The sequence below is a fragment of the Oceanospirillum beijerinckii DSM 7166 genome (assembly GCF_000422425.1).
Lineage (GTDB): Bacteria > Pseudomonadota > Gammaproteobacteria > Pseudomonadales > Halomonadaceae > Oceanospirillum > Oceanospirillum beijerinckii.
Window position 1 is genome coordinate 1 of the sequence record NZ_AULT01000064.1, and the last position, 18,224, is coordinate 18,224.

Consider the following 18,224-nt stretch of genomic DNA (forward strand, 5'->3'; position numbering starts at 1 on the left):
TCTGCTAAAAGCTCTTGCAATGCTTCCAGTTGAGACCGCGTCATATCTCTATTATCAAGGTTCTTCAGCACTGCCCAGCGTGTACTTTTGGGCTGCGGGTCGTTTTTTCTTTCCTGCTTTCTAACCTGATCCACTCCTTTGTTAAAAATCTGTACGACATAAAACCAATCGATCGTTACCTCGGCATTTGGCAGCTCCTCATCAACGGCACTGAGAAAAGCTTTTGACATATCGCAGACGACTTCTGCTATTTGCTCCGGTTGTCCTTCATGCTCCTTTAAGAAGCCACTGAAGGCTTTAACAGTGGCTTTACCACGCCCCGGCACTGCAAAGATGACGGGGCTATCAGCTTTATCCATATCCAGAAAAACCGTGACATAGTTATGTCCACGCTTTGATGCCGTTTCATCCAGCGCGAGCTTTTTAACAGCCGATAAATCCCAGTGTTCCAAGCTGTGTTGAATATAGTATTCCAACATACGCCAAAGCCGCTTATCCGTGACTTCCATAAAGCGAGCGGCTGCCAGGACAGGCATCTCCCGTATCAGTGTCATCGCAGCTTGTTCAAACAGAAGGGTAAAGTCACTGCCTTTGCGAGCCCAGGGCACATTGATCCTTTTAACACCATGATCTGGGCATCGGGTACGGGGCGTTCTGGCATGGAGAAAGCAATGATGTTGAAAGAAGTTCAAATGCCGCCAGGTAAGTTCTTTATAGTCATGGGCAGGGCATGCTTGACCACATTCAGGGCAAGAGAACAAGCTACCTCGATTCGCCTCAACCGTCAGGTGTAACTGATGAGGTGAAGAGGATGTATCAAGATGTTGGTCAACCAATTTCCACGGGGCTTCTAAACCAAGGCCTAATGCCAGAATTTGATTGCCATCCATGATACTTCACCTCTGAAAAAGTACTTATTCTGCTACAACTCTCAAACTGGAATCCACACCTAACGTCGAGGAGCCATTAGTTAACAATGCGCCGGGCATCAATCAAAGCGGTGTACCAGCTACGTTTGGGGGCAGCCACAACAGGAGGTCTTAGGCTAAGATAGCTAATCTTTCGCTCTCTGCTGGCGGAGTATTGGTTAATAAGGTTCAGCCTGGACTCCCGCGCCTGATAAGTATCTCTCAGAAATGCGATAGCTTTCTCCTCCAGATTAACCTGATAGTGTTTTACTAAGGCTAAAGCCAGGCGCTCGGCGGCTATGGACAGATCTTTTCGCTTCTCATCTGCCATCGCTGATCCCATCGCTATCTTTGTTGCTGCACTCATTCCAGGCTCAATGTCGTTCATATAACTGCCATGGGTACTGTAAATCGCTCGCTGAATTTCAGGGCGACTTAGGTGAATATAGGGCTCCAGAACGAGGGCAATCTCAATGGCTAACTGTTTGGCCAGTTCAGGTGTAATATGGTCCTCGTGCAGGGTGGTTTTTGTAACCCGCCCCCTTAACCATGTCTGTCTGGCTTTATTTTGGTCTTCCGGTGTCAGCTTGTTTTTACTGAGGAAGTTTGCCAGAGTCGCACAGATTTCTGCTTTAGCCTTCGCATCCAGTTCAATGATATTTTCCTTGATGCGTAGGCCTTTATTGCCTTTACCAAGCTGTAGCTGCGTGTCGTTGTCAGAGTAGTTCCTAATGTATTTGTCCCAGCGGTCTGAGGCTTTTAATAACAGCTCATGCTGTTTGCCCAGCTGACTGTACGCCTTACGAATCTCTTTCCATAGTTGAATGGAGGTTGACAGTATTTCTGACTGATGCTTAACCCATTCTTTATCCACTTTATTGCTGCTCTTACGGGATTGGGCGCAATAATCGGTCAGAAGTTCGGCTTGTTTATCCAAAAACAATTCCGCTTGCTCTACCAATAAGTCAGCCGACTGGCTTAGTGACATCGGCGTATGCTCTTCATGCGGCGCTTCAATGTACTCTTGTTTTACATTATTGATATAACTGGTTAAAGAGCGAATACGACTAAGCCCCGTAGCCTGGGCAATACGGTATTTACTGCGCTCTGTCTCAAGTCGGTCCAGAGCACTGGCCAGTTCCCACCGGCCACTGTAGCTGAATGTCAGAGTCGGGATTTTTCGTCCGCAGAGTAATTCAAAAACCAGTACGATCATCTCTTCGACATCTTCATCGTTCATCAGAAGGTCGTTTTCTTCCTCAATTGCAGAAAAAACACGCTCAATAAAGTTTTCATGGCGTGGCATACCTGTCTTTTGGTCCGGGCTATCTCCCTGAAGTCTCATCCGTAACATGGGAATGGCATCGGGCTCGATATCTTCCAGACCGATAATCACATTTGTGATCAGTTCGTGATGCGCTTCCGTCAAATCATCGATACGACGATCCATACCAACTTGCCGATAGATCTCAATCTGGCTGAGTAAACGGGCAAAGGCTTTGTTGCTTGTCAGATCAAATACCGCCTGTTTCAGAGACTCAGGATCCAGATCAACTTTTTGCAGCAGGATTTTCGCGACATAGCGGGTACGTTGTTCCGGTGTTAGCTGGTGGGTATGTAAATCCAGCACCTGCCAGCGCAGCTCCGGTAGTTGCTCAAGAACCATTGAGACTTGTTGTTTCTGATTCTCTACCTTTCTACCTCGCGTCAGCTTATAGGTAATTTGAGCCACGATACCGGCAATACCCGTGATCACGGTGTAAACAAAGAAAAAGATCAGGTTTTCCTGCGTTGGTGCTTTGTTATATCCCAGCAGGTAACTGATTTGAGCCGCAAATAAAGTCACTGGGCCAGCCGTCCATGCCAGAGATAGCATGGATATGCCCCAGGGTACCGTGCTGACAGCCTCACTGATCTGCTTGATCTGTCGGTTGCCTTCACGTTGAATGCTGACTTTGGTTGTTGAGTTACTCTGTGCTTTTTTAAGTTTGAAAAAATCCATCTGTTGTCACTATATTTGAGCAGGATGCAGAAAACGCGGACTATAGAGTAAATATTTTAGCTTAGATAGATAAAACTTACGTCTAAGTTCAAAAATGATTCTTCAATTAAAAACCAAACAGAGTGAGCCGTTTATTGAAGCATGATGTGCAGAAATTCACAGTGTGGTATCGGGGCAGACAGGGTTTTACTGACGGCAAAGTCTTTATCTATTACGGAACAATTGACCCTATTCACCCATGTTGATATGGCTGGAAATGCGTTATACTCGCGCCCAATTTTTCTATACCCTCCGCAACCACAGCCTGGAGAACTTAATGTATAGTCTGGCGCGCTCGATTCTTTTCCAATTTTCCGGTGAAACCGCTCACGAACTGGCCCTTGATGGCCTGAATGCTGCTCACAATGTGGGTGCTCTGTCTCTATTTACTAAAAAAGCAGTACAGGCCCCTGTTGAAGTGATGGGTATTCGCTTTCCTAACTCAGTAGGACTGGCGGCGGGACTGGATAAGAACGCGGATCATCTGGATGCGCTGGGTGCTTTAGGTTTTGGTTTTGTTGAGGTGGGTACGGTAACCCCTAAACCTCAGCCTGGAAACGATAAGCCGCGTCTGTTTCGTATTCCTGAGAAAGAAGCCATTATTAACCGTATGGGCTTCAACAATAAAGGTGTGCATCACCTGGTTGAGCAGGTAAAACGTAGCAAGTTTCAGGGTATTGTGGGTATTAATATCGGTAAAAATCTGACTACGTCTGTTGAAGATGCGGAGAAGGATTACCTGTACTGCCTGAAAGAAGTGTATCCACACGCTGATTACGTGACCGTGAATATCTCTTCACCGAATACCCCTGGGCTGCGTAATCTGCAGTTTGGTGAGACGCTGGAGGAGCTGCTGAGAGCGTTAAAAGAGGAGCAGCTCCGTCTGGCTGAACAGCACAAGCGCTATGTACCTATCGCGGTGAAAATCGCGCCCGATATGGATGACGACGAAGTACGCATGGTGGCAGAGAATATCCGTAACCAGAAAATGGATGCGGTAATTGCAACCAATACCACTCTGGAGCGTGAAGCGGTTAAAGGACTGAAAAACGCTGATGAAGCGGGTGGCCTGAGTGGTAAGCCGGTGCGTGATAAGTCAACCCATGTAATTAAGGTGCTGGCTGAAACCCTGCAAGGTGAACTGCCGATTATTGGTGTGGGTGGTATCGATTGTGCGGAAGCTGCAAAAGAAAAGATCGCAGCGGGTGCCAGTTTGGTTCAGGTTTACACGGGCTTTATCTATCAGGGGCCTAAGCTGATCCATGAAGTGGCTGAAGCGATTGCTGCAGCTAAGTAATACTAATCCAGATAAGTTGTGTAGGTCGGAAAAGCCGCAAGGTGCCTTCCGACAATGATCTGGAATCGGAGTCAGTGTTGGATGGCGCTTCGCTTATCCAACCTACCCCGATATCAAGAAATTTATCGTGAATGGTATAATTAATAGCGGCTGGCAGCAGCTTGGAATAACTCTTTGCCAGGGTGACTCTCTAGATTGTTATGAAGGCAGACCGCTGGTTTATTAAGGTATTGGTAAAAAGGTCGGAAAATAAAAAGGCTCGCTTATGGCGAGCCTTGCTGTGAAAAGTGCTATTAGAGATTTTCTCTCTAAGAGAGGACAGTCGGATTCTTATGGATTCCTGATGCACCTGTCATTCCGGCCCAAGAGTCGGCTCGGCCTTCACGCCAGCCACTCATCCAGAACTGACGCGTATCTATATTTTGGTTGGGGCACATGTCGCGGGATTTGCCATTGACTCCCGCTTGATAACCACGCATGAAAGCTCGTTGGGCTGGATCTCGTTTTTGTCTTTTCATAAGAGTTAACGCCTCGTAGCTAGTATTGTGGTGTCTGTCAGAACCTGTTTTGTTTGCCTTGAAAATACCCAGGCTGCTTTATCTGTTTCAGTCCTGTTTGGTATTTCACTGTTTTGCCGGTGCCATCGGTCTGTTGTGGCTTCATCGGCGGGCAATAGTTTCTGGCAGACAATCCCTGAGTTTGTTTTAAGTCGTTTCCTTTGGGGCTTTCGCCCTTACATCAGATTTTACCTCCAGTCTGATGTGCTTTGTGCTTAAGTACGTATTTACAAAATCATAAGCCGCTGGGTTGAGTCAACACTTATTTTGCATTATTGCCTTTCCCTTGTGTGCTCAGGTAAGAAACTTACGTATCCTGGCTCTTTTTTCATGGCTGAGCCTTAAGCGCTTTTGTCGGCGTAATCGACACTTTTGTCTTGATTATTGCAGACATTATCCGACTTTTAGGTCGGTCTGATGAGTGTGAATCTAATTTTTGGTGTCAATGAACTTTGCGCAAATACACGACAACAGTTAAGTTGTAATTGATTCGTAATTGTTTGTCGAACACCTTTTTTTCATAATCTTGTAACTTTTAATATGTTATGGGAATAAACGAAATTGCTTATATTGTGAGCAGTTTGTAATTTGGTTGAGAAATCATGGCGTTACTAGATCTGTTTTTAACCTGTCCTAAAAGTCTTGAAGGCTTGTTGGCACAAGAGTGTCAGCAGTTAGGGGCAGAATCGGTAAAGGAAAAAGTGGCCGGTGTTGAGTGTGTGGCGACTTTGGAAGTGGCTTATCGGTTGTGTCTGTGGTCAAGACTGGCTAACCGGGTCTTGCTCAGGCTGGGGCAGGGTAGTGCTGAAAATGCAGAAGAGCTATATAACACAGTGCAGCAGATCGACTGGCAGGAGCATATGCAGCACCAGGGTACTTTGGCGGTGGATTTCTCCGGTAGCAACCGTGAGATTCGTAACTCCCTCTTTGCTGCCCAGCGAGTCAAGGATGCTATTGTTGATCAGCTGAAGATGGAAACAGGCTTTCGTCACTCGGTCGACAAAGACAAGCCTTCCATGCGTGTGAATGCCCGCTTACAGCGCGGCACTGTGGTGTTAAGCCTGGATCTGTCTGGCAGCAGTTTGCACCAGCGCGGTTATCGCTTGGACGGCGCACTGGCACCGTTAAAAGAAAACCTGGCAGCAGCTATTTTGATCCGCAGTGGCTGGCCTGAACTGGCGAAACAAAATGCCCCTTTGCTGGACCCTATGTGTGGCTCCGGCACTCTGCTGATTGAAGCTGCGATGATAGCGATGGATCAGGCTCCGGGCTTGAGCCGCAGTCACTTCGGCTTCTTTACCTGGAAGCAGCATGATTTTGACCTGTGGCAGGAGATTGAAAGAGAAGCGGAAGCCCGTGCCAGTGTCGGCGGTAAGCGCTGGAAAGGTTTGATCTACGGTTATGATCAGAGCAATAAAGCGATCCATGCAGCACAGAAAAATATCCGTCGTGCGGGTCTGGATAAGATCGTACATGTGGCACGAAAAGAGCTGGCGAACTTTGTTCAGCCGACTCATGCGGGTCATCTGGAACCAGGCTTGGTAGCCACTAACCCGCCGTATGGTGAGCGTATCAGTGATATGCCGTCATTGATCCATCTGTATCGTCATCTGGGTGATCGCCTGAAAGAAGAGTTTGCCAACTGGCAGGTCTCGGTGTTTACCGGTAACGGGGATCTGTGCCACAAGATGGGCATGCGCAGTCACAAACAGTACAACATGTTTAACGGTGCCCTGCCGTGTAAGCTATTGTTGTTTACGGTTCTTGAAGTGGATCAGCAGACTCAATCATCTGCAGATGGCGCTCAACAGGGCAAAGGTCAAAATAAAGCTCAGGGCGATCGAATCAGCACAGAAGAGCTGATCTACGATGAGTCCGGCTGGAGCGAAGGCGGACGTATGTTTGCTAACCGGGTGCGAAAAAACCTGAAACAGCTGAAAAAATGGCAAAAAAAGAACGAAATTGAATGTTTTCGTGCTTATGATGCCGATATTCCTGAGTACGCGGTCGCAGTGGATGTTTATGGTGAGCATCTGCATGTGCAGGAGTATGCACCACCGAAGAGTATTGATCCGAAGAAAGCGGAGCGTCGTTTGATGGATGTGCTGCAGGTGCTGCCTGCAGTGTTTGAGATCAACCCATCCAATATCCATCTGAAACAGCGTAAGCGTCAGAGTGGCCGTGCTCAGTACGAGAAGTTTGATCGTAAAGGCGAAACCCTGACCGTCACCGAAGGTAAGTGTAAGCTGCTGGTAAATCTGGATGATTATCTGGATACGGGCCTGTTCCTGGATCACCGCCCAATTCGTACCTATATCGGCGAGCAGGCAAAAGATAAGCGAGTTCTGAATCTGTTCTGTTATACTGCCACGGCATCTGTACATGCTGCTGTCGGTGGCGCACGCAGTACTGTCAGCGTGGATCTGTCCAAAACCTATTTGGACTGGGGTCGCAAAAATATGCGCCTGAACGGCTTCATGGGCGACGAACATGAGTTTATCCATGCGGACTGTAAAGAGTGGCTGGAGACCAATGATCGCCTGTTTGATGTGATCTTTATGGACCCACCCACCTTCTCCAACTCCAAGCGGATGAAGGGTGTGTTGGATATTCAGCGTGATCATGCCCGTATGATTCGTCATGCAATGCGTGTGCTGGCACCGGGTGGCGTGCTGATCTTCTCCAACAACCTGCGCGGCTTTAAGATGGATGAGGAGATTGTGGAGCGTTATGATGTGGAGGATATCTCTAAAGAATCCGTACCTATGGACTTCTCCCGTAATCTGAAGATCCACCACTGTTTCGAAATTCGTTATTTCGACTGATCAGTGATCATTGATTAGCAGAGGCTGCGGATTGATGCAGTCTTTGCTTCACTCAGTTTTTGAATAGTGAGCTAACCACGCTATGAGCAAAACCCTTTACCTTTACACTACGGCAGGTTGTCACTTGTGTGATATGGCGCTGGCGATTGTGCATCCATTGACCGAGCAGTTGGGTGTAACTCTGGAGCTGGTTGAGATCAGTGAGCAGGAAGCTCTGGTAGAAAAGTACGGTATTCGTATCCCTGTGATTCGCACCGATGATAAAGAAGAAGATCTGGGTTGGCCATTTGATGCTCAGCAAGCTGAAGCGTACTTATCGAACAGTTGATATGTGACTGACAGGTCAGCAGGCAATTAAAACTTTTGTTTAACTAAGAGATCTGGCTCAGGTTAAGGCCTGAGCTGAAGTCTCTGGGTTTTAATTGCCAGTTGTCTGTGAGGCTATAGACGAGTGGCTGGTAAGAGTATGAAAAGCACTAGCTCTCGGGGGGTAATTCACCGGAACGTAACAGATCCGAAAACAGATCTGCAGCTTCATCCTTGTCATCCAATTGCAGTACACGTTTCATGCCACGACTTTCCTGCACTGTGCCTATGCTTTCCATCAAAGTGACGGCTTCATTATAAGATTCCATTAATGAATGACTTACGCCACCAAACTGGGTGCCGATTTGACCCCAGGCTTTGGTAAGCAGCCAATCTCCGAACATATCCTGGTGAATATGGACCAGGCAATAATCATGTTCGTTTTGCCAGCGAACAATCACTTGTGCTACTCCAGCGGACTGATATGATTTAACCCATCATGAATCGCAGTTTCAAACCGGTGACGGATGCGCCGGTCAAGAAATCAAAAAATTTCAGGCTGCAAGCGCGAATTGAGCCTGAAACACTCGCATTTGTAAAGCTTTGATATTAAGAGTGCTTTCAGGAATGGCCTAGAGGAAAACAGATGCACATTATTGCCGACGAAAATATCCCCCTTATTCAGGAATTCTTTTCTGAATTGGGCACCATTGAAACCCTGCCAGGCCGGGATATGACCGCAGAACAAGTCAAAAATGCGGACGTTTTGTTGGTGCGTTCAATCACACCTGTCAATGCTCAGCTACTGGAAGGCTCTAAAGTAAAATTTGTCGCCACCGCCACTATCGGTTGCGATCATATCGATCTGGACTATCTGAAGAAGAATAGAATTGGCTTTGCCAACTCGCCTGGCTGTAACGCCAACTCTGTAGTGGAATACGTCCTGAGCGTACTGACTCTATTGTCGGATCAGGAAGGCTTTCTGCTAAAAGAGAAAACAGTGGGTATTATCGGTGCCGGTAATGTCGGTGGTTGCCTGCAGAAGCGACTACAGGAGATCGGTATTAAAGTGCTGGTCAATGATCCGCCTCGTGCAGCAGCAGAAGGCGAGGAAGGCTTTACCGAGCTGGATACCCTGCTGGCTGAGGCTGATGTTATCAGTATGCACACTCCTCTGATCACTACGGGTGATCATCCAACTGAGCATCTGTTAAACGCTAAGCGTATTAAAAACCTCAAGCCGGGCACTATCCTGATTAACAGTGGCCGTGGCGGCGCACTGGACAATCAGGCGCTAAAAAAGCGTTTGCTGGAACATGATGATCTGATCGTTGCTCTGGATGTGTGGGAGAGCGAACCTGGGATCGATCACGCGTTGTTAGAGTTGGTAGATATTGCCACCCCTCATATCGCAGGTTATAGCCTTGACGGCAAGCTGGCAGGCACTGAGATGGTGTATCAGGCTGTGTGTCAGGGTTTTGGTCTGCCGGTACGCAAAAAACTGGCTCAGCTGATCCCTGAGCCACCGCTGAAGAAGGTTTCTTATTCCCATTCGGCCCATCGTTGGTGGTCAACACTGACTTCTATCAGGGCTTGTTATGACGTGCGTAATGACGATATCGCCATGCGTCGTGCCTTTGCTAAAGCCGCCCGTGCAAATAAACCTTTAGGCCCTGTGTTTGATGAGCTGCGTCGTAGCTATCCTATTCGTCGCGAATTCCATACTCTGCGCATCCAGTTGAAGAATAACCAGCAGAAGCTGGCAGATCGACTGGAGAAGTTTGGTTTTGGTATTAAGTTTGGCAAATAGAAACTGTTATAGGGAAAGGATTTGGAAGAGGAGGGGAAAGTACTCCTTGGCTTGATACCTATCCCTAAGCATTAAAAAAGCCACCGCATTTAGCTATAGAGCAGAATGGGTGGCTTTTTTGTATCTTGTTGCTGCAGTGGCTGCCTTATCTCTGGCTGTCGCCGGGTTGCGCTAGCCAGAGATTAACAGTCTGCAGTTAAGGGCAGGAGCTAAGGTATTAACGGCCTTGCTGCAGTGCTGCGATACGGTCATCCAGTGGTGGGTGAGATGCAAAGAATGCAGACATCTTACCACCAGAGATACCCAGTGCAGTCATAGAGCCTTGCAGACCGCTGGCACCTTCGTATTCTGCTTTCAGGCGTTGCAGGGCAGAGATCATCGCCTGACGATCCGCCAATTCAGCACCGGCCTGGTCCGCTTTAAACTCACGACGACGGCTGAACCATGCCACGATACCGGATGCCAGAATACCGAAGAGAGTATCCAGCACAATGGTCAGTACCAGCTCGGCAACCCAACCCAGACCGCCTTCGCCTTCTTCATCAGCCGTAAACTGGTCGATGGCATAAACCACACAACGAGTCACAAACATCACGAAGGTGTTTACTACACCCTGAATCATCGCCAGAGTCACCATGTCGCCATTAGCGACGTGGCCAATCTCGTGAGCCAGAACTGCACGAACCTCTTCAGGATTCATGCGTTGCAGCAGGCCTGCACTTACCGCGACCAGTGCATCGTTTTTATTCCAACCTGTAGCAAAAGCGTTGGATTCCATGGATGGGAAAATTCCCACTTCCGGCATCTTAATACCGGCTTTTTGCGACAGCTCTTCAACAGTTTGTAGTAACCAGGCCTCAGTTTCATTACGTGGTTGTTCGATCAGCTGAGTACCCGTACCCATTTTAGCCATCATTTTGGACATAAACAGCGAGATCAAAGAACCGCTGAAACCAAAGACGGCACAGATAATCAGCAGGTTAACCATGTTCAGGGAAGAGCCTTCACGGTAACTTCCCACTCCCAGCAAGCTAAGCACAACACCTGCAACGACTAAAACCGCAAGGTTTGTCAGCAGGAATAAACCGATACGCATCATAACGGCGAATTCTCCATTAGTTATTTCGGCTTTTAGATTAGGGCAAACCAGATTGGTTCAAGAGTCAGCCGATTTTTTTGATTTTACAGTGAAAAAATAAAGCCCTGTATTATCCATAAATAACAGATGCTTAGGGAGTCTTTGTCAAAGTGTTTCTGAGTTCTGCTCTTTTGATGGATAAATCAGTGCCAGTTGTCCATATTTTAGGGCTTTATGGTCGATTAAAGTCGCCGGTCAAGTCCTTTGGTTTGAGGCTTAATATGGCACCGTACTATGACATAAAAAATAAAATCATGATGATGCTTTAAGGAAAGTGGCTAAGGGATAGAGAGGGTAAAAAGGGAAAGAAAGGCGTAGCAGCTTGAGCTGTTACGCCTTGGATTCTTAATCTTGCCAGGCAAGATTAATGTACTTTAAGCCTTTATAAAACAGTATGTTACTGCTTATATTTGCTTAGGAAGCGGGCAATACGGTTGATGGCATCTTCCAGTTGGTCCACGTAAGGCAGAGATACGATACGGAAGTGGTCCGGCTTCGGCCAGTTAAAGGCGGTGCCCTGAACTACCAGCATCTTTTCCTGCTTCAGTAGATCGTAGGCAAACTTCTCATCATCGTGGATGTTAAAGCGTTGCGCATCCAGTTTCGGGAACAGGTAGAGTGCGCCCTTAGGTTTTACACAGCTGACACCTGGAATATTGTCCAGCATCTCCCATGCCAGGTCGCGCTGATCCTTTAAGCGGCCGCCGGGCAGCACCAGATCATTAATGCTTTGATAGCCACCTAATGCGGTCTGTATAGCATGCTGAGACGGCACGTTGGCACATAGGCGCATCGAAGAGAGCATATTCAGGCCCTCAATAAAGTCTGTGGCGTGATGTTTATTACCGCTGATGATCATCCAGCCGGAACGGAAGCCCGCTACTCGGTAAGATTTAGACAAGCCATTAAAGGTTAAAAACAGCACGTCGTCGGCCAGGCTGGCGATAGAGGTGTGTTTCTCCTCGTCGTACAGGATCTTGTCGTAGATCTCGTCCGCCAGAACCACCAGATTATGTTCACGGGCGACCTCAATAATCTCTTTCAGCAGAGACTCTGGGTATAGCGCACCGGTCGGATTATTAGGGTTGATAATCACGATGCCGCGGGTTTTTTCGGTGATCTTGCTGCGAATATCATCCAGATCAGGATACCAATCGGATTGCTCATCACAGATGTAATGTACAGCCTTGCCGCCTGCCAGGCGGGAAGCTGCAGTCCATAGCGGGTAATCCGGCGCAGGAATCAGAATCTCGTCGTCGTCATTCAGCAGGCCCTGCATCGCCATGACGATCAGTTCGCTAACGCCGTTACCCAGGTAGATATCTTCTATGGATACATTGTCGATCTTTTTGCGCTGACACTCTTGCATCACCGCCTTACGTGCCGAATACAAACCTTTAGATTCGCAGTAGCCCTGGGCATTGGGCAGGTTATGAAGTACATCCTGCAGAATCTCTTCCGGTGCCTCGAAGCCAAATGGGGCTGGGTTGCCGATATTCAGTTTAAGAATACGGTGACCTTCCTCTTCCATTCGTCTTGCTTCGTCAAGGACAGGTCCACGGATGTCGTAACACACATTATTGAGTTTTGTGGACTTCTTTAAGGTTTGCATAATCGTTCCGTATATCCGGTAATCTCCGGCTGTAGTCGTATGGTGTTCCCTATTTTTTAGGGTTTGGTTCTGTTTTAAGGGTTTCAACAGAAAATTTTTTGGAAAACGAAGTATATTAAAGAATTTATTGCTTTTTGATAAGCAAAAAAAACATGGATTAAGTATCTGTTGGATGGAAGCTAAACCAAGGTCTTATCTGACTGTATGGTATCCGTTCTTTCAGACTGGTGAGACGTGATATGCTCGGTAAAAATAACAATCAAAGCAAGGAGATATCTATGCCCCAGAGTGAGCTGGTACTACGAGAAGATGCCAATGGTGTGGCCTATCTGACCCTGAATCGCCCAGAAGCCTACAACGCTTTATCTATAGCCTGTATGAATGTTTTAACTCAGCAGTTAAGAGCAGTGGCTGAAGATAAAAGTATTAAAGTGGTGGTGCTTAAAGGTAGTGGCAAGGGCTTTTGTGCGGGCCATGATCTGAAAGAGATGAAGGCTAATGGTAGCGAGGCCTTTTATCAGCAGACGTTTGCGACGTGTGCGAATCTTATGCAGGCGGTGCAGAGTATTCCACAGCCTGTGATTGCTCAGGTGCATGGTATTGCGACTGCAGCGGGTTGTCAGTTAGTGGCATCCTGTGACTTGGCCTATGCTGCGGATAATGCCCGCTTTGCGACCCCTGGGGTCAATATTGGTTTGTTCTGCTCAACGCCCATGGTGGCGTTAACCCGTGCGGTACACCGTAAGCATGCCATGGAGATGCTATTAACCGGCGATATGGTTCAAGCTGAGCAAGCACAGGAGATGGGGCTGATCAATGCGGCTCTGCCTGAAACTGAGTTGGTCGATAAGGTGGTTCAGGTTGCGGAAACTATCGCCAGTAAATCTTCCTATACCTTAAAGGTGGGTAAAGAAGCGTTTTATAAGCAGGCGGAGATGACTCAGGCTGAAGCGTATGAGTATTGCAGTTGGGTGATGACGGAGAATATGCTGGCCCATGATGCCCAGGAGGGTGTTGATGCGTTCCTGAATAAGCGCACGCCTTGCTGGCAGGGGCGTTAAAGCCGTATTGATATTATCGGGTGCTGTTTTTATCTAATGGTCCAAAGAGAAAAGCCTGAGCTGGGAAAGGCTCAGGCTTTTTGTTAGGGCAGGATCTGCTTTAAGCTATTTTTATAGCGTTAGTCCGCCTGAATCACCTTGTTACGCCCTGTTTTCTTGGCTTCATACAAGGAGTTGTCTACTCGCTGAAGCACCTCGTTCAGGTCTTCACCTGCTTTTAGTTCACCAGCACCAATGCTGATCGTAAAACGTACCGGCTCATTGTCTTTTGAGGTGACCCAGGATTGTTCACAACGGATGCGAATACGTTCGGAGGCTCGTACCGCATTGTCCAGGCTGGTACCCGGCAAGATTGCCGCAAACTCCTCGCCGCCATAGCGGGTTAGAATATCGCTGCTGCGCAGCTCGTCTTTCATAATCTGGCTAAACGCCTGGAGAACTTTATCACCTGTCAGGTGACCATGGGTGTCATTAATGCGCTTAAAGCGATCCAGGTCCAGCATCAGCACGCTGACAGGTGGGCGCTTATTATTTTTCTCCCAGCGTTGTGTCAGCTCATTCAGGCGCTCCATCATCACTCGGCGGTTTAACAGGCCTGTGAGTGGGTCTCGCGTGGCCTGGCGGTAAAGGCGTAACAGCATATGCAATTGTGCCTGGTTGGCCCACAAAGCGATGATTAGCAGAATCGAGATCAACCAGATATCTTTAAAGCCATCAAGGGTGAACAATGTACCTGCATAGAAGTCGTTATAGACCAGAGTGGCAATCAGGCCTGCGCCCAAGGCAGCTGCTTCTAACATGGTCAGGGGGAATACGCTAAGAATGGCGACCAGGAGAAAAGGGATAAAGCTATAGCCAATCAAAGAGGCGTTGCTATGCACCAGTTGGAATAAGCTGGCGGTATAGAAGATCGCAGGAAAGGCGATCATAAGCGTCATACAAAACAGGGAGTGCTGCAGGTTTCGCTTGCGGGCATTATTGACAAACAGCAGTAGGATCATGGAGATAAACAGCATCAGGCGATAAAACGCGATATTGCCGAGGTCTTCCGCTTCCAGCAGTAAGTAGTCCAGCGGAATCCAAAGAGGGGCAAAAACTGCAAACACTACGCTCAGAATATTGACCCGGGTGCGAATATATTCGCTACGGGCTGCATTAAAGTCTTCTGAGTGGTAGCGGTTGGTCAGAGTGTCAAAGACATTGAGTTCAGTCAGTTTTCGATACAAGCCGCCGACATCATGGTTTGTTGTTGGCTCGGTAAGCTCGGCATACTGACGCCTCTCTTCAGAAGATTCTTTTTTTTCTGCTTCTGGTGATGACATAGTACTGGTATCTGACATGGTTCTCCGGGCAAACGCAAACGAAGGAGTGATAGGCTCTGCTTTGTTGTATGGGTAGCAGAGTTGTTCATTATTCTGGTTATAAAGTAACCAGCTCTATCTCAAGGTCGGCAAGGGTAGCGGAAAAAGTTCGCTTATTTTTTGATTTATATCATACCTTAAAACACGCTCGAGACATTTTGAGACTTATGGCTAGTCCCGAGCTATTTTAAGGGGTTTTAATCCCAGGCTGTAGCGGGTTGGATTGGTTCGTGTTATTCAGCTGTCGTATTGGGGTTGTCGCTGCTTTTAAGTGTCTCGTTTTGCTCCTGTTGATCTTCAGGCTCCTCTACAGGCTCAGGAATATCGTCAGGAGTTTCCAGGGTAAGGCGGCCAATATGACCGGCGCGAAGATCATTCAAAAGCACTTCAGAGGCCTTATGCCAGTCAATCTCGCCACCAGCCCTTAAACCGCCGCGTTTGCTGGCAATCAGTTCCAGAATACCTTCTGGTGTTTCTGGCAGAGTTTTCATCTTATAGCGTTGGCTTAATAGTGTGGGGTAACGCTTTGCCAGCTCTTCAGCAGCAAACATGGCGATATCCAGAAAGTCGATTGCTGTATTACGAATCGCGCCGGATGTAGCCAGGCGATAGGCGCTTTTTTGATCCTCAATACGTGGACAAAGCACCCCTGGTGTATCTACGATAGCGATGCCTGAAGGAAGGGCGATTTTCTGCTGACGTTTAGTAACCGCAGGTTCGTCGCCTACTTTGGCGACTTTTTTGCCAGCCAAGCTATTGATCAGAGTGGATTTTCCGACATTAGGGATGCCCATCACCATGGCGCGTACCGGACGGTCCTGGCGTACATGACCTGCCATCTCTTTAACCAGTTTAGGAATCTGCTTTAGAGTGCGGCTTTCTGTAGTCGTAACGTTAATTGCACGGGTATCTTCCAGGTCGTTAAAGAATTTAATCCATTCTTTTGTGCGGACTGGGTCTGCCAGGTCATCCCGGCTAAGGATTTTCAGGCAGGGTTTTTTGCCACGAATCTCCGCCAGCATGGGGTTTTCACTGGAGTAGGGTAGACGGGCATCAAGTACTTCAATAATGACATCAATTTCCGGTAGCGCGTCTTTAATTTGACGACGGGCTTTGTTCATATGACCGGGATACCAGCCTAGCATGGAGCAACTCCTGATTTTTAGAGATAACGAATCTGCATAGAGCAGAAAGGAAGGGGATTATAACAAGCTACCCATAAAGAGGGTAACTTGTTAATTGCTTGGCAAGGGCCGTTGCTAAGCAAGCGGCAGGAATTGGTGTTAGTCGGCTGCTTTGAAATCTAATGATGCAGAATTTACGCAGTACCTCAAGCCTGTCGGTGCAGGGCCGTCAGGGAAGACGTGGCCTAAATGGGAATCACACTGCGAACAGCGAATCTCAGTGCGGATCATGCCGTGACTGCTATCCCTTAGTTCCCGAATAGTGGATTCATTGATTGCCTGGTAGTAGCTCGGCCAGCCACTGCCGGAGTCATATTTGTGTTCTGAACTAAATAGGGGTACACCACAGCAGGCGCACAGATATTCGCCCTGTTCATGATGGTCGTAGTATTTTCCAGAGAAGGCTGGTTCAGTGCCGCCGCAACGACAGACATGATATTGCTCTGGAGTCAGCTTATCTTGCCAGTCTTCGTTGCTGTTCTGCTGGTTGTTAGTCAGATCATGGTTAGACATGGTTGAGCCTTGTTAGATAAAAGTGAATGGTAAACGGATCAGTCGTAAACCTGCTTCTTCTTCCATTCGTCTTCTTTTTGTTCCATCTCTTCCAATTGTTTAGAGAGTTGGTCGCCTTCAAGTCGGGCTTTTTGTTCTAACTTGGTTGCTTCGTTTTCCAGTTCGTCAATACGCTTTTTAGTTACTAGAATTTGATCAGTAAACTCGCCGCCCTGGTTTTGTTTGCCCATTTCGTTGATAACACGACGGTAGTTCAGGGCTGCAATTTTAGGTTTGCCTTCTTTTTCCGCTTTTTTACCGGCAGAGGCATAGACTTCAATAATGGTTTGAGTAAACGCGCGGCGTAGTTGTTTCAGGAATTCCTGTGCAGTTTTATGGGCAATTTGCTTTTCCTGATACTGAATGGTGATGTGCTTATGCAGGATTTTTAAGTTGCGACGAACATTATTGGCGGCTTGGATGTCGGTTACAGGGACTTTGGAAACGTTCTTGTTTTTAGTGGCAAAGTCCACCATCTGCTTGGCGTTTTGCAGTTGTTTGGCTACTTTATCGTCAGGTTCGGCATCATATTGCTGTTGAAATAGTTCAGCAATAGTGCGTGCAAGATGAATTCGCATATTCTGATCTAAGTAGTGAGGTGGAATCTCTTCAATCACAAACATCAGGTTTCGAGCACGGTCACCCAAAGCCCGCACTTTGCGAACATGGTTTACGCGCTTCTTTTCAGCACTTTGTCTGCTATACACGAACATAATGATGCCGAGAGCCAAACAAAGTACCACGCCAAAAACTATCACTGATGTCATTACCAGGTTCCCTTTTGCCTGCCTACCAAATGATGAACATTCTTATTACTTATTATACGCACATTCTAGAAGCCGAGGCTTAAGGTTCGTGCGACGCTTATCTTTCAATTGCCGATCTATACATTATCGACCAGCTCTGGAAAAAAGTAACCCATTCAGTCGTCTAAACTAAGTAAATGATAAGAGAAAATGTGCTTCGGGGCTAATTTTGCCAAATACTTACTCTTTTGAGTCACTTTAATCCGCTGAGTCGCCATGGTAATAAAGATATGACCCAACTCTTAGTGTACATAATTTTACAATATGCGTAAGCCTCTCTATCTAAAGGGGTTGTGTCAACCATGTCATAAGTGATCTCAGAAGTACGGGAAGCATTTGAAAGGAAAAGGAAAAAAAGTGTTGACGACATAGAAAAACGCCTATAGAATGCGCGCCATCTTTCGACGAGAGGTCGATAGATTGCTGCGTCCCATTCGTCTAGTGGCCTAGGACACCGCCCTTTCACGGCGGTAACAGGGGTTCGAACCCCCTATGGGACGCCATTTTATTTCTTGTGCTGACTGGTGAAAGCCGGTGGGTCAGAAGTAAAAAAATGTTGTGCGGGAATAGCTCAGTTGGTAGAGCACAACCTTGCCAAGGTTGGGGTCGCGAGTTCGAATCTCGTTTCCCGCTCCATTTAAGTGTTAAAAAATCTAAGAGTAGCTTCTACTGTTAGTATCTGCGTCCCATTCGTCTAGTGGCCTAGGACACCGCCCTTTCACGGCGGTAACAGGGGTTCGAACCCCCTATGGGACGCCATTTTATT

At 47.5% G+C, this 18,224-nt stretch carries 15 protein-coding genes and 3 tRNA genes; 8 read left to right on the plus strand and 10 right to left on the minus strand.

Annotated features, from left to right (window positions below):
• Positions 1-890 (minus strand): ISL3 family transposase (locus H579_RS0117215; protein ID WP_028301721.1); only part of this gene is annotated, 890 nt, incomplete at its 3' end.
• Positions 891-966: 76 nt separating this feature from the next.
• Entirely contained in the window at positions 967-2,910 is a 1,944-nt protein-coding gene (locus tag H579_RS0117220) for a hypothetical protein (RefSeq protein ID WP_028301722.1), read from the minus strand.
• A gap of 316 nt (positions 2,911-3,226) precedes the next feature.
• Here H579_RS0117220 and H579_RS0117225 point away from each other — a divergent pair, with 316 nt between their 5' ends.
• Positions 3,227-4,246 (plus strand): quinone-dependent dihydroorotate dehydrogenase, encoded by a 1,020-nt coding sequence (locus tag H579_RS0117225; RefSeq protein WP_028301723.1) that lies wholly within the window; start codon positions 3,227-3,229, stop codon positions 4,244-4,246.
• Between the two features lie 308 nt (positions 4,247-4,554).
• On the opposite strand, the gene rmf is transcribed toward H579_RS0117225, so the two are convergent.
• Entirely contained in the window at positions 4,555-4,764 is a 210-nt protein-coding gene (rmf, locus tag H579_RS28710) for a ribosome modulation factor (protein ID WP_084624197.1), read from the minus strand.
• Between the two features lie 641 nt (positions 4,765-5,405).
• Between rmf and rlmKL the strand changes: the two genes are divergently transcribed.
• Both rlmKL and H579_RS0117240 read left to right on the plus strand, forming a co-directional pair.
• On the plus strand, positions 5,406-7,628 hold the full coding sequence (gene rlmKL / locus H579_RS0117235) for a bifunctional 23S rRNA (guanine(2069)-N(7))-methyltransferase RlmK/23S rRNA (guanine(2445)-N(2))-methyltransferase RlmL (RefSeq protein WP_036566569.1): 2,223 nt from the start codon (positions 5,406-5,408) through the stop codon (positions 7,626-7,628).
• Between the two features lie 82 nt (positions 7,629-7,710).
• Positions 7,711-7,956, plus strand: a complete 246-nt coding sequence (locus H579_RS0117240; protein WP_028301725.1) for a glutaredoxin family protein — start codon at positions 7,711-7,713, stop codon at positions 7,954-7,956.
• A 148-nt stretch (positions 7,957-8,104) separates the two neighbouring features.
• Here the strand turns inward: H579_RS0117240 and H579_RS26215 are convergent, their stop codons facing one another.
• The gene (locus tag H579_RS26215) at positions 8,105-8,395 is read right to left on the minus strand and encodes a WGR domain-containing protein (RefSeq protein WP_084624198.1); all 291 of its coding nucleotides are present in this window, start codon (positions 8,393-8,395) and stop codon (positions 8,105-8,107) included.
• Positions 8,396-8,580: 185 nt separating this feature from the next.
• On the opposite strand from H579_RS26215, the gene pdxB reads away from it, so the two are divergent.
• The gene (pdxB, locus tag H579_RS0117250; RefSeq protein ID WP_028301726.1) at positions 8,581-9,744 is read left to right on the plus strand and encodes a 4-phosphoerythronate dehydrogenase PdxB; all 1,164 of its coding nucleotides are present in this window, start codon (positions 8,581-8,583) and stop codon (positions 9,742-9,744) included.
• Positions 9,745-9,961: 217 nt separating this feature from the next.
• On the opposite strand, the gene htpX is transcribed toward pdxB, so the two are convergent.
• Both htpX and H579_RS0117260 read right to left on the minus strand, forming a co-directional pair.
• The gene (gene htpX / locus H579_RS0117255) at positions 9,962-10,843 is read right to left on the minus strand and encodes a protease HtpX (RefSeq protein ID WP_028301727.1); all 882 of its coding nucleotides are present in this window, start codon (positions 10,841-10,843) and stop codon (positions 9,962-9,964) included.
• A gap of 436 nt (positions 10,844-11,279) precedes the next feature.
• Positions 11,280-12,494 carry a pyridoxal phosphate-dependent aminotransferase gene (locus H579_RS0117260; RefSeq protein ID WP_028301728.1) on the minus strand — a complete coding sequence of 405 codons (1,215 nt, stop codon included), beginning with the start codon at positions 12,492-12,494 and terminating at the stop codon, positions 11,280-11,282.
• Between the two features lie 278 nt (positions 12,495-12,772).
• Between H579_RS0117260 and H579_RS0117265 the strand changes: the two genes are divergently transcribed.
• Complete coding sequence (locus H579_RS0117265; protein ID WP_028301729.1) at positions 12,773-13,555, plus strand: enoyl-CoA hydratase; 783 nt, start codon at positions 12,773-12,775, stop codon at positions 13,553-13,555.
• A gap of 119 nt (positions 13,556-13,674) precedes the next feature.
• On the opposite strand, the gene H579_RS0117270 is transcribed toward H579_RS0117265, so the two are convergent.
• The 4 genes from H579_RS0117270 to H579_RS0117285 all read right to left on the minus strand — a co-directional run bounded on the left by H579_RS0117270 (position 13,675) and on the right by H579_RS0117285 (position 17,419).
• Positions 13,675-14,895, minus strand: a complete 1,221-nt coding sequence (locus tag H579_RS0117270) for a GGDEF domain-containing protein (RefSeq protein WP_036566571.1) — start codon at positions 14,893-14,895, stop codon at positions 13,675-13,677.
• A gap of 254 nt (positions 14,896-15,149) precedes the next feature.
• Complete coding sequence (gene ylqF, locus H579_RS0117275; RefSeq protein ID WP_028301731.1) at positions 15,150-16,061, minus strand: ribosome biogenesis GTPase YlqF; 912 nt, start codon at positions 16,059-16,061, stop codon at positions 15,150-15,152.
• Positions 16,062-16,199: 138 nt separating this feature from the next.
• The gene (gene msrB, locus H579_RS0117280) at positions 16,200-16,613 is read right to left on the minus strand and encodes a peptide-methionine (R)-S-oxide reductase MsrB (RefSeq protein ID WP_051227794.1); all 414 of its coding nucleotides are present in this window, start codon (positions 16,611-16,613) and stop codon (positions 16,200-16,202) included.
• Between the two features lie 38 nt (positions 16,614-16,651).
• Complete coding sequence (locus H579_RS0117285) at positions 16,652-17,419, minus strand: CD225/dispanin family protein (protein ID WP_028301733.1); 768 nt, start codon at positions 17,417-17,419, stop codon at positions 16,652-16,654.
• A gap of 466 nt (positions 17,420-17,885) precedes the next feature.
• Between H579_RS0117285 and H579_RS0117290 the strand changes: the two genes are divergently transcribed.
• From H579_RS0117290 to H579_RS0117300, 3 genes are all read left to right on the plus strand, one after another.
• Positions 17,886-17,961: transfer RNA gene (locus H579_RS0117290), tRNA-Glu, on the plus strand.
• A gap of 57 nt (positions 17,962-18,018) precedes the next feature.
• Positions 18,019-18,094: transfer RNA gene (locus H579_RS0117295), tRNA-Gly, on the plus strand.
• 47 nt (positions 18,095-18,141) lie between these two features.
• Positions 18,142-18,217, plus strand: a tRNA-Glu gene (locus H579_RS0117300).
• The last annotated feature ends 7 nt before the right edge of the window (positions 18,218-18,224 follow it).

What these genes read in the sequence shown, in the direction of transcription:
- H579_RS0117220 (WP_028301722.1), bottom strand. Translation starts at nt 2,910, where the DNA reads ATGGATTTTTTCAAACTTAAAAAAGCACAGAGTAACTCAACAACCAAA.
- H579_RS0117225 (WP_028301723.1), top strand. Translation starts at nt 3,227, where the DNA reads ATGTATAGTCTGGCGCGCTCGATTCTTTTCCAATTTTCCGGTGAAACC.
- rmf (WP_084624197.1), bottom strand. Translation starts at nt 4,764, where the DNA reads ATGAAAAGACAAAAACGAGATCCAGCCCAACGAGCTTTCATGCGTGGT.
- rlmKL (WP_036566569.1), top strand. Translation starts at nt 5,406, where the DNA reads ATGGCGTTACTAGATCTGTTTTTAACCTGTCCTAAAAGTCTTGAAGGC.
- H579_RS0117240 (WP_028301725.1), top strand. Translation starts at nt 7,711, where the DNA reads ATGAGCAAAACCCTTTACCTTTACACTACGGCAGGTTGTCACTTGTGT.
- pdxB (WP_028301726.1), top strand. Translation starts at nt 8,581, where the DNA reads ATGCACATTATTGCCGACGAAAATATCCCCCTTATTCAGGAATTCTTT.
- htpX (WP_028301727.1), bottom strand. Translation starts at nt 10,843, where the DNA reads ATGATGCGTATCGGTTTATTCCTGCTGACAAACCTTGCGGTTTTAGTC.
- H579_RS0117260 (WP_028301728.1), bottom strand. Translation starts at nt 12,494, where the DNA reads ATGCAAACCTTAAAGAAGTCCACAAAACTCAATAATGTGTGTTACGAC.
- H579_RS0117265 (WP_028301729.1), top strand. Translation starts at nt 12,773, where the DNA reads ATGCCCCAGAGTGAGCTGGTACTACGAGAAGATGCCAATGGTGTGGCC.
- H579_RS0117270 (WP_036566571.1), bottom strand. Translation starts at nt 14,895, where the DNA reads ATGTCAGATACCAGTACTATGTCATCACCAGAAGCAGAAAAAAAAGAA.
- ylqF (WP_028301731.1), bottom strand. Translation starts at nt 16,061, where the DNA reads ATGCTAGGCTGGTATCCCGGTCATATGAACAAAGCCCGTCGTCAAATT.
- msrB (WP_051227794.1), bottom strand. Translation starts at nt 16,613, where the DNA reads ATGTCTAACCATGATCTGACTAACAACCAGCAGAACAGCAACGAAGAC.
- H579_RS0117285 (WP_028301733.1), bottom strand. Translation starts at nt 17,419, where the DNA reads ATGACATCAGTGATAGTTTTTGGCGTGGTACTTTGTTTGGCTCTCGGC.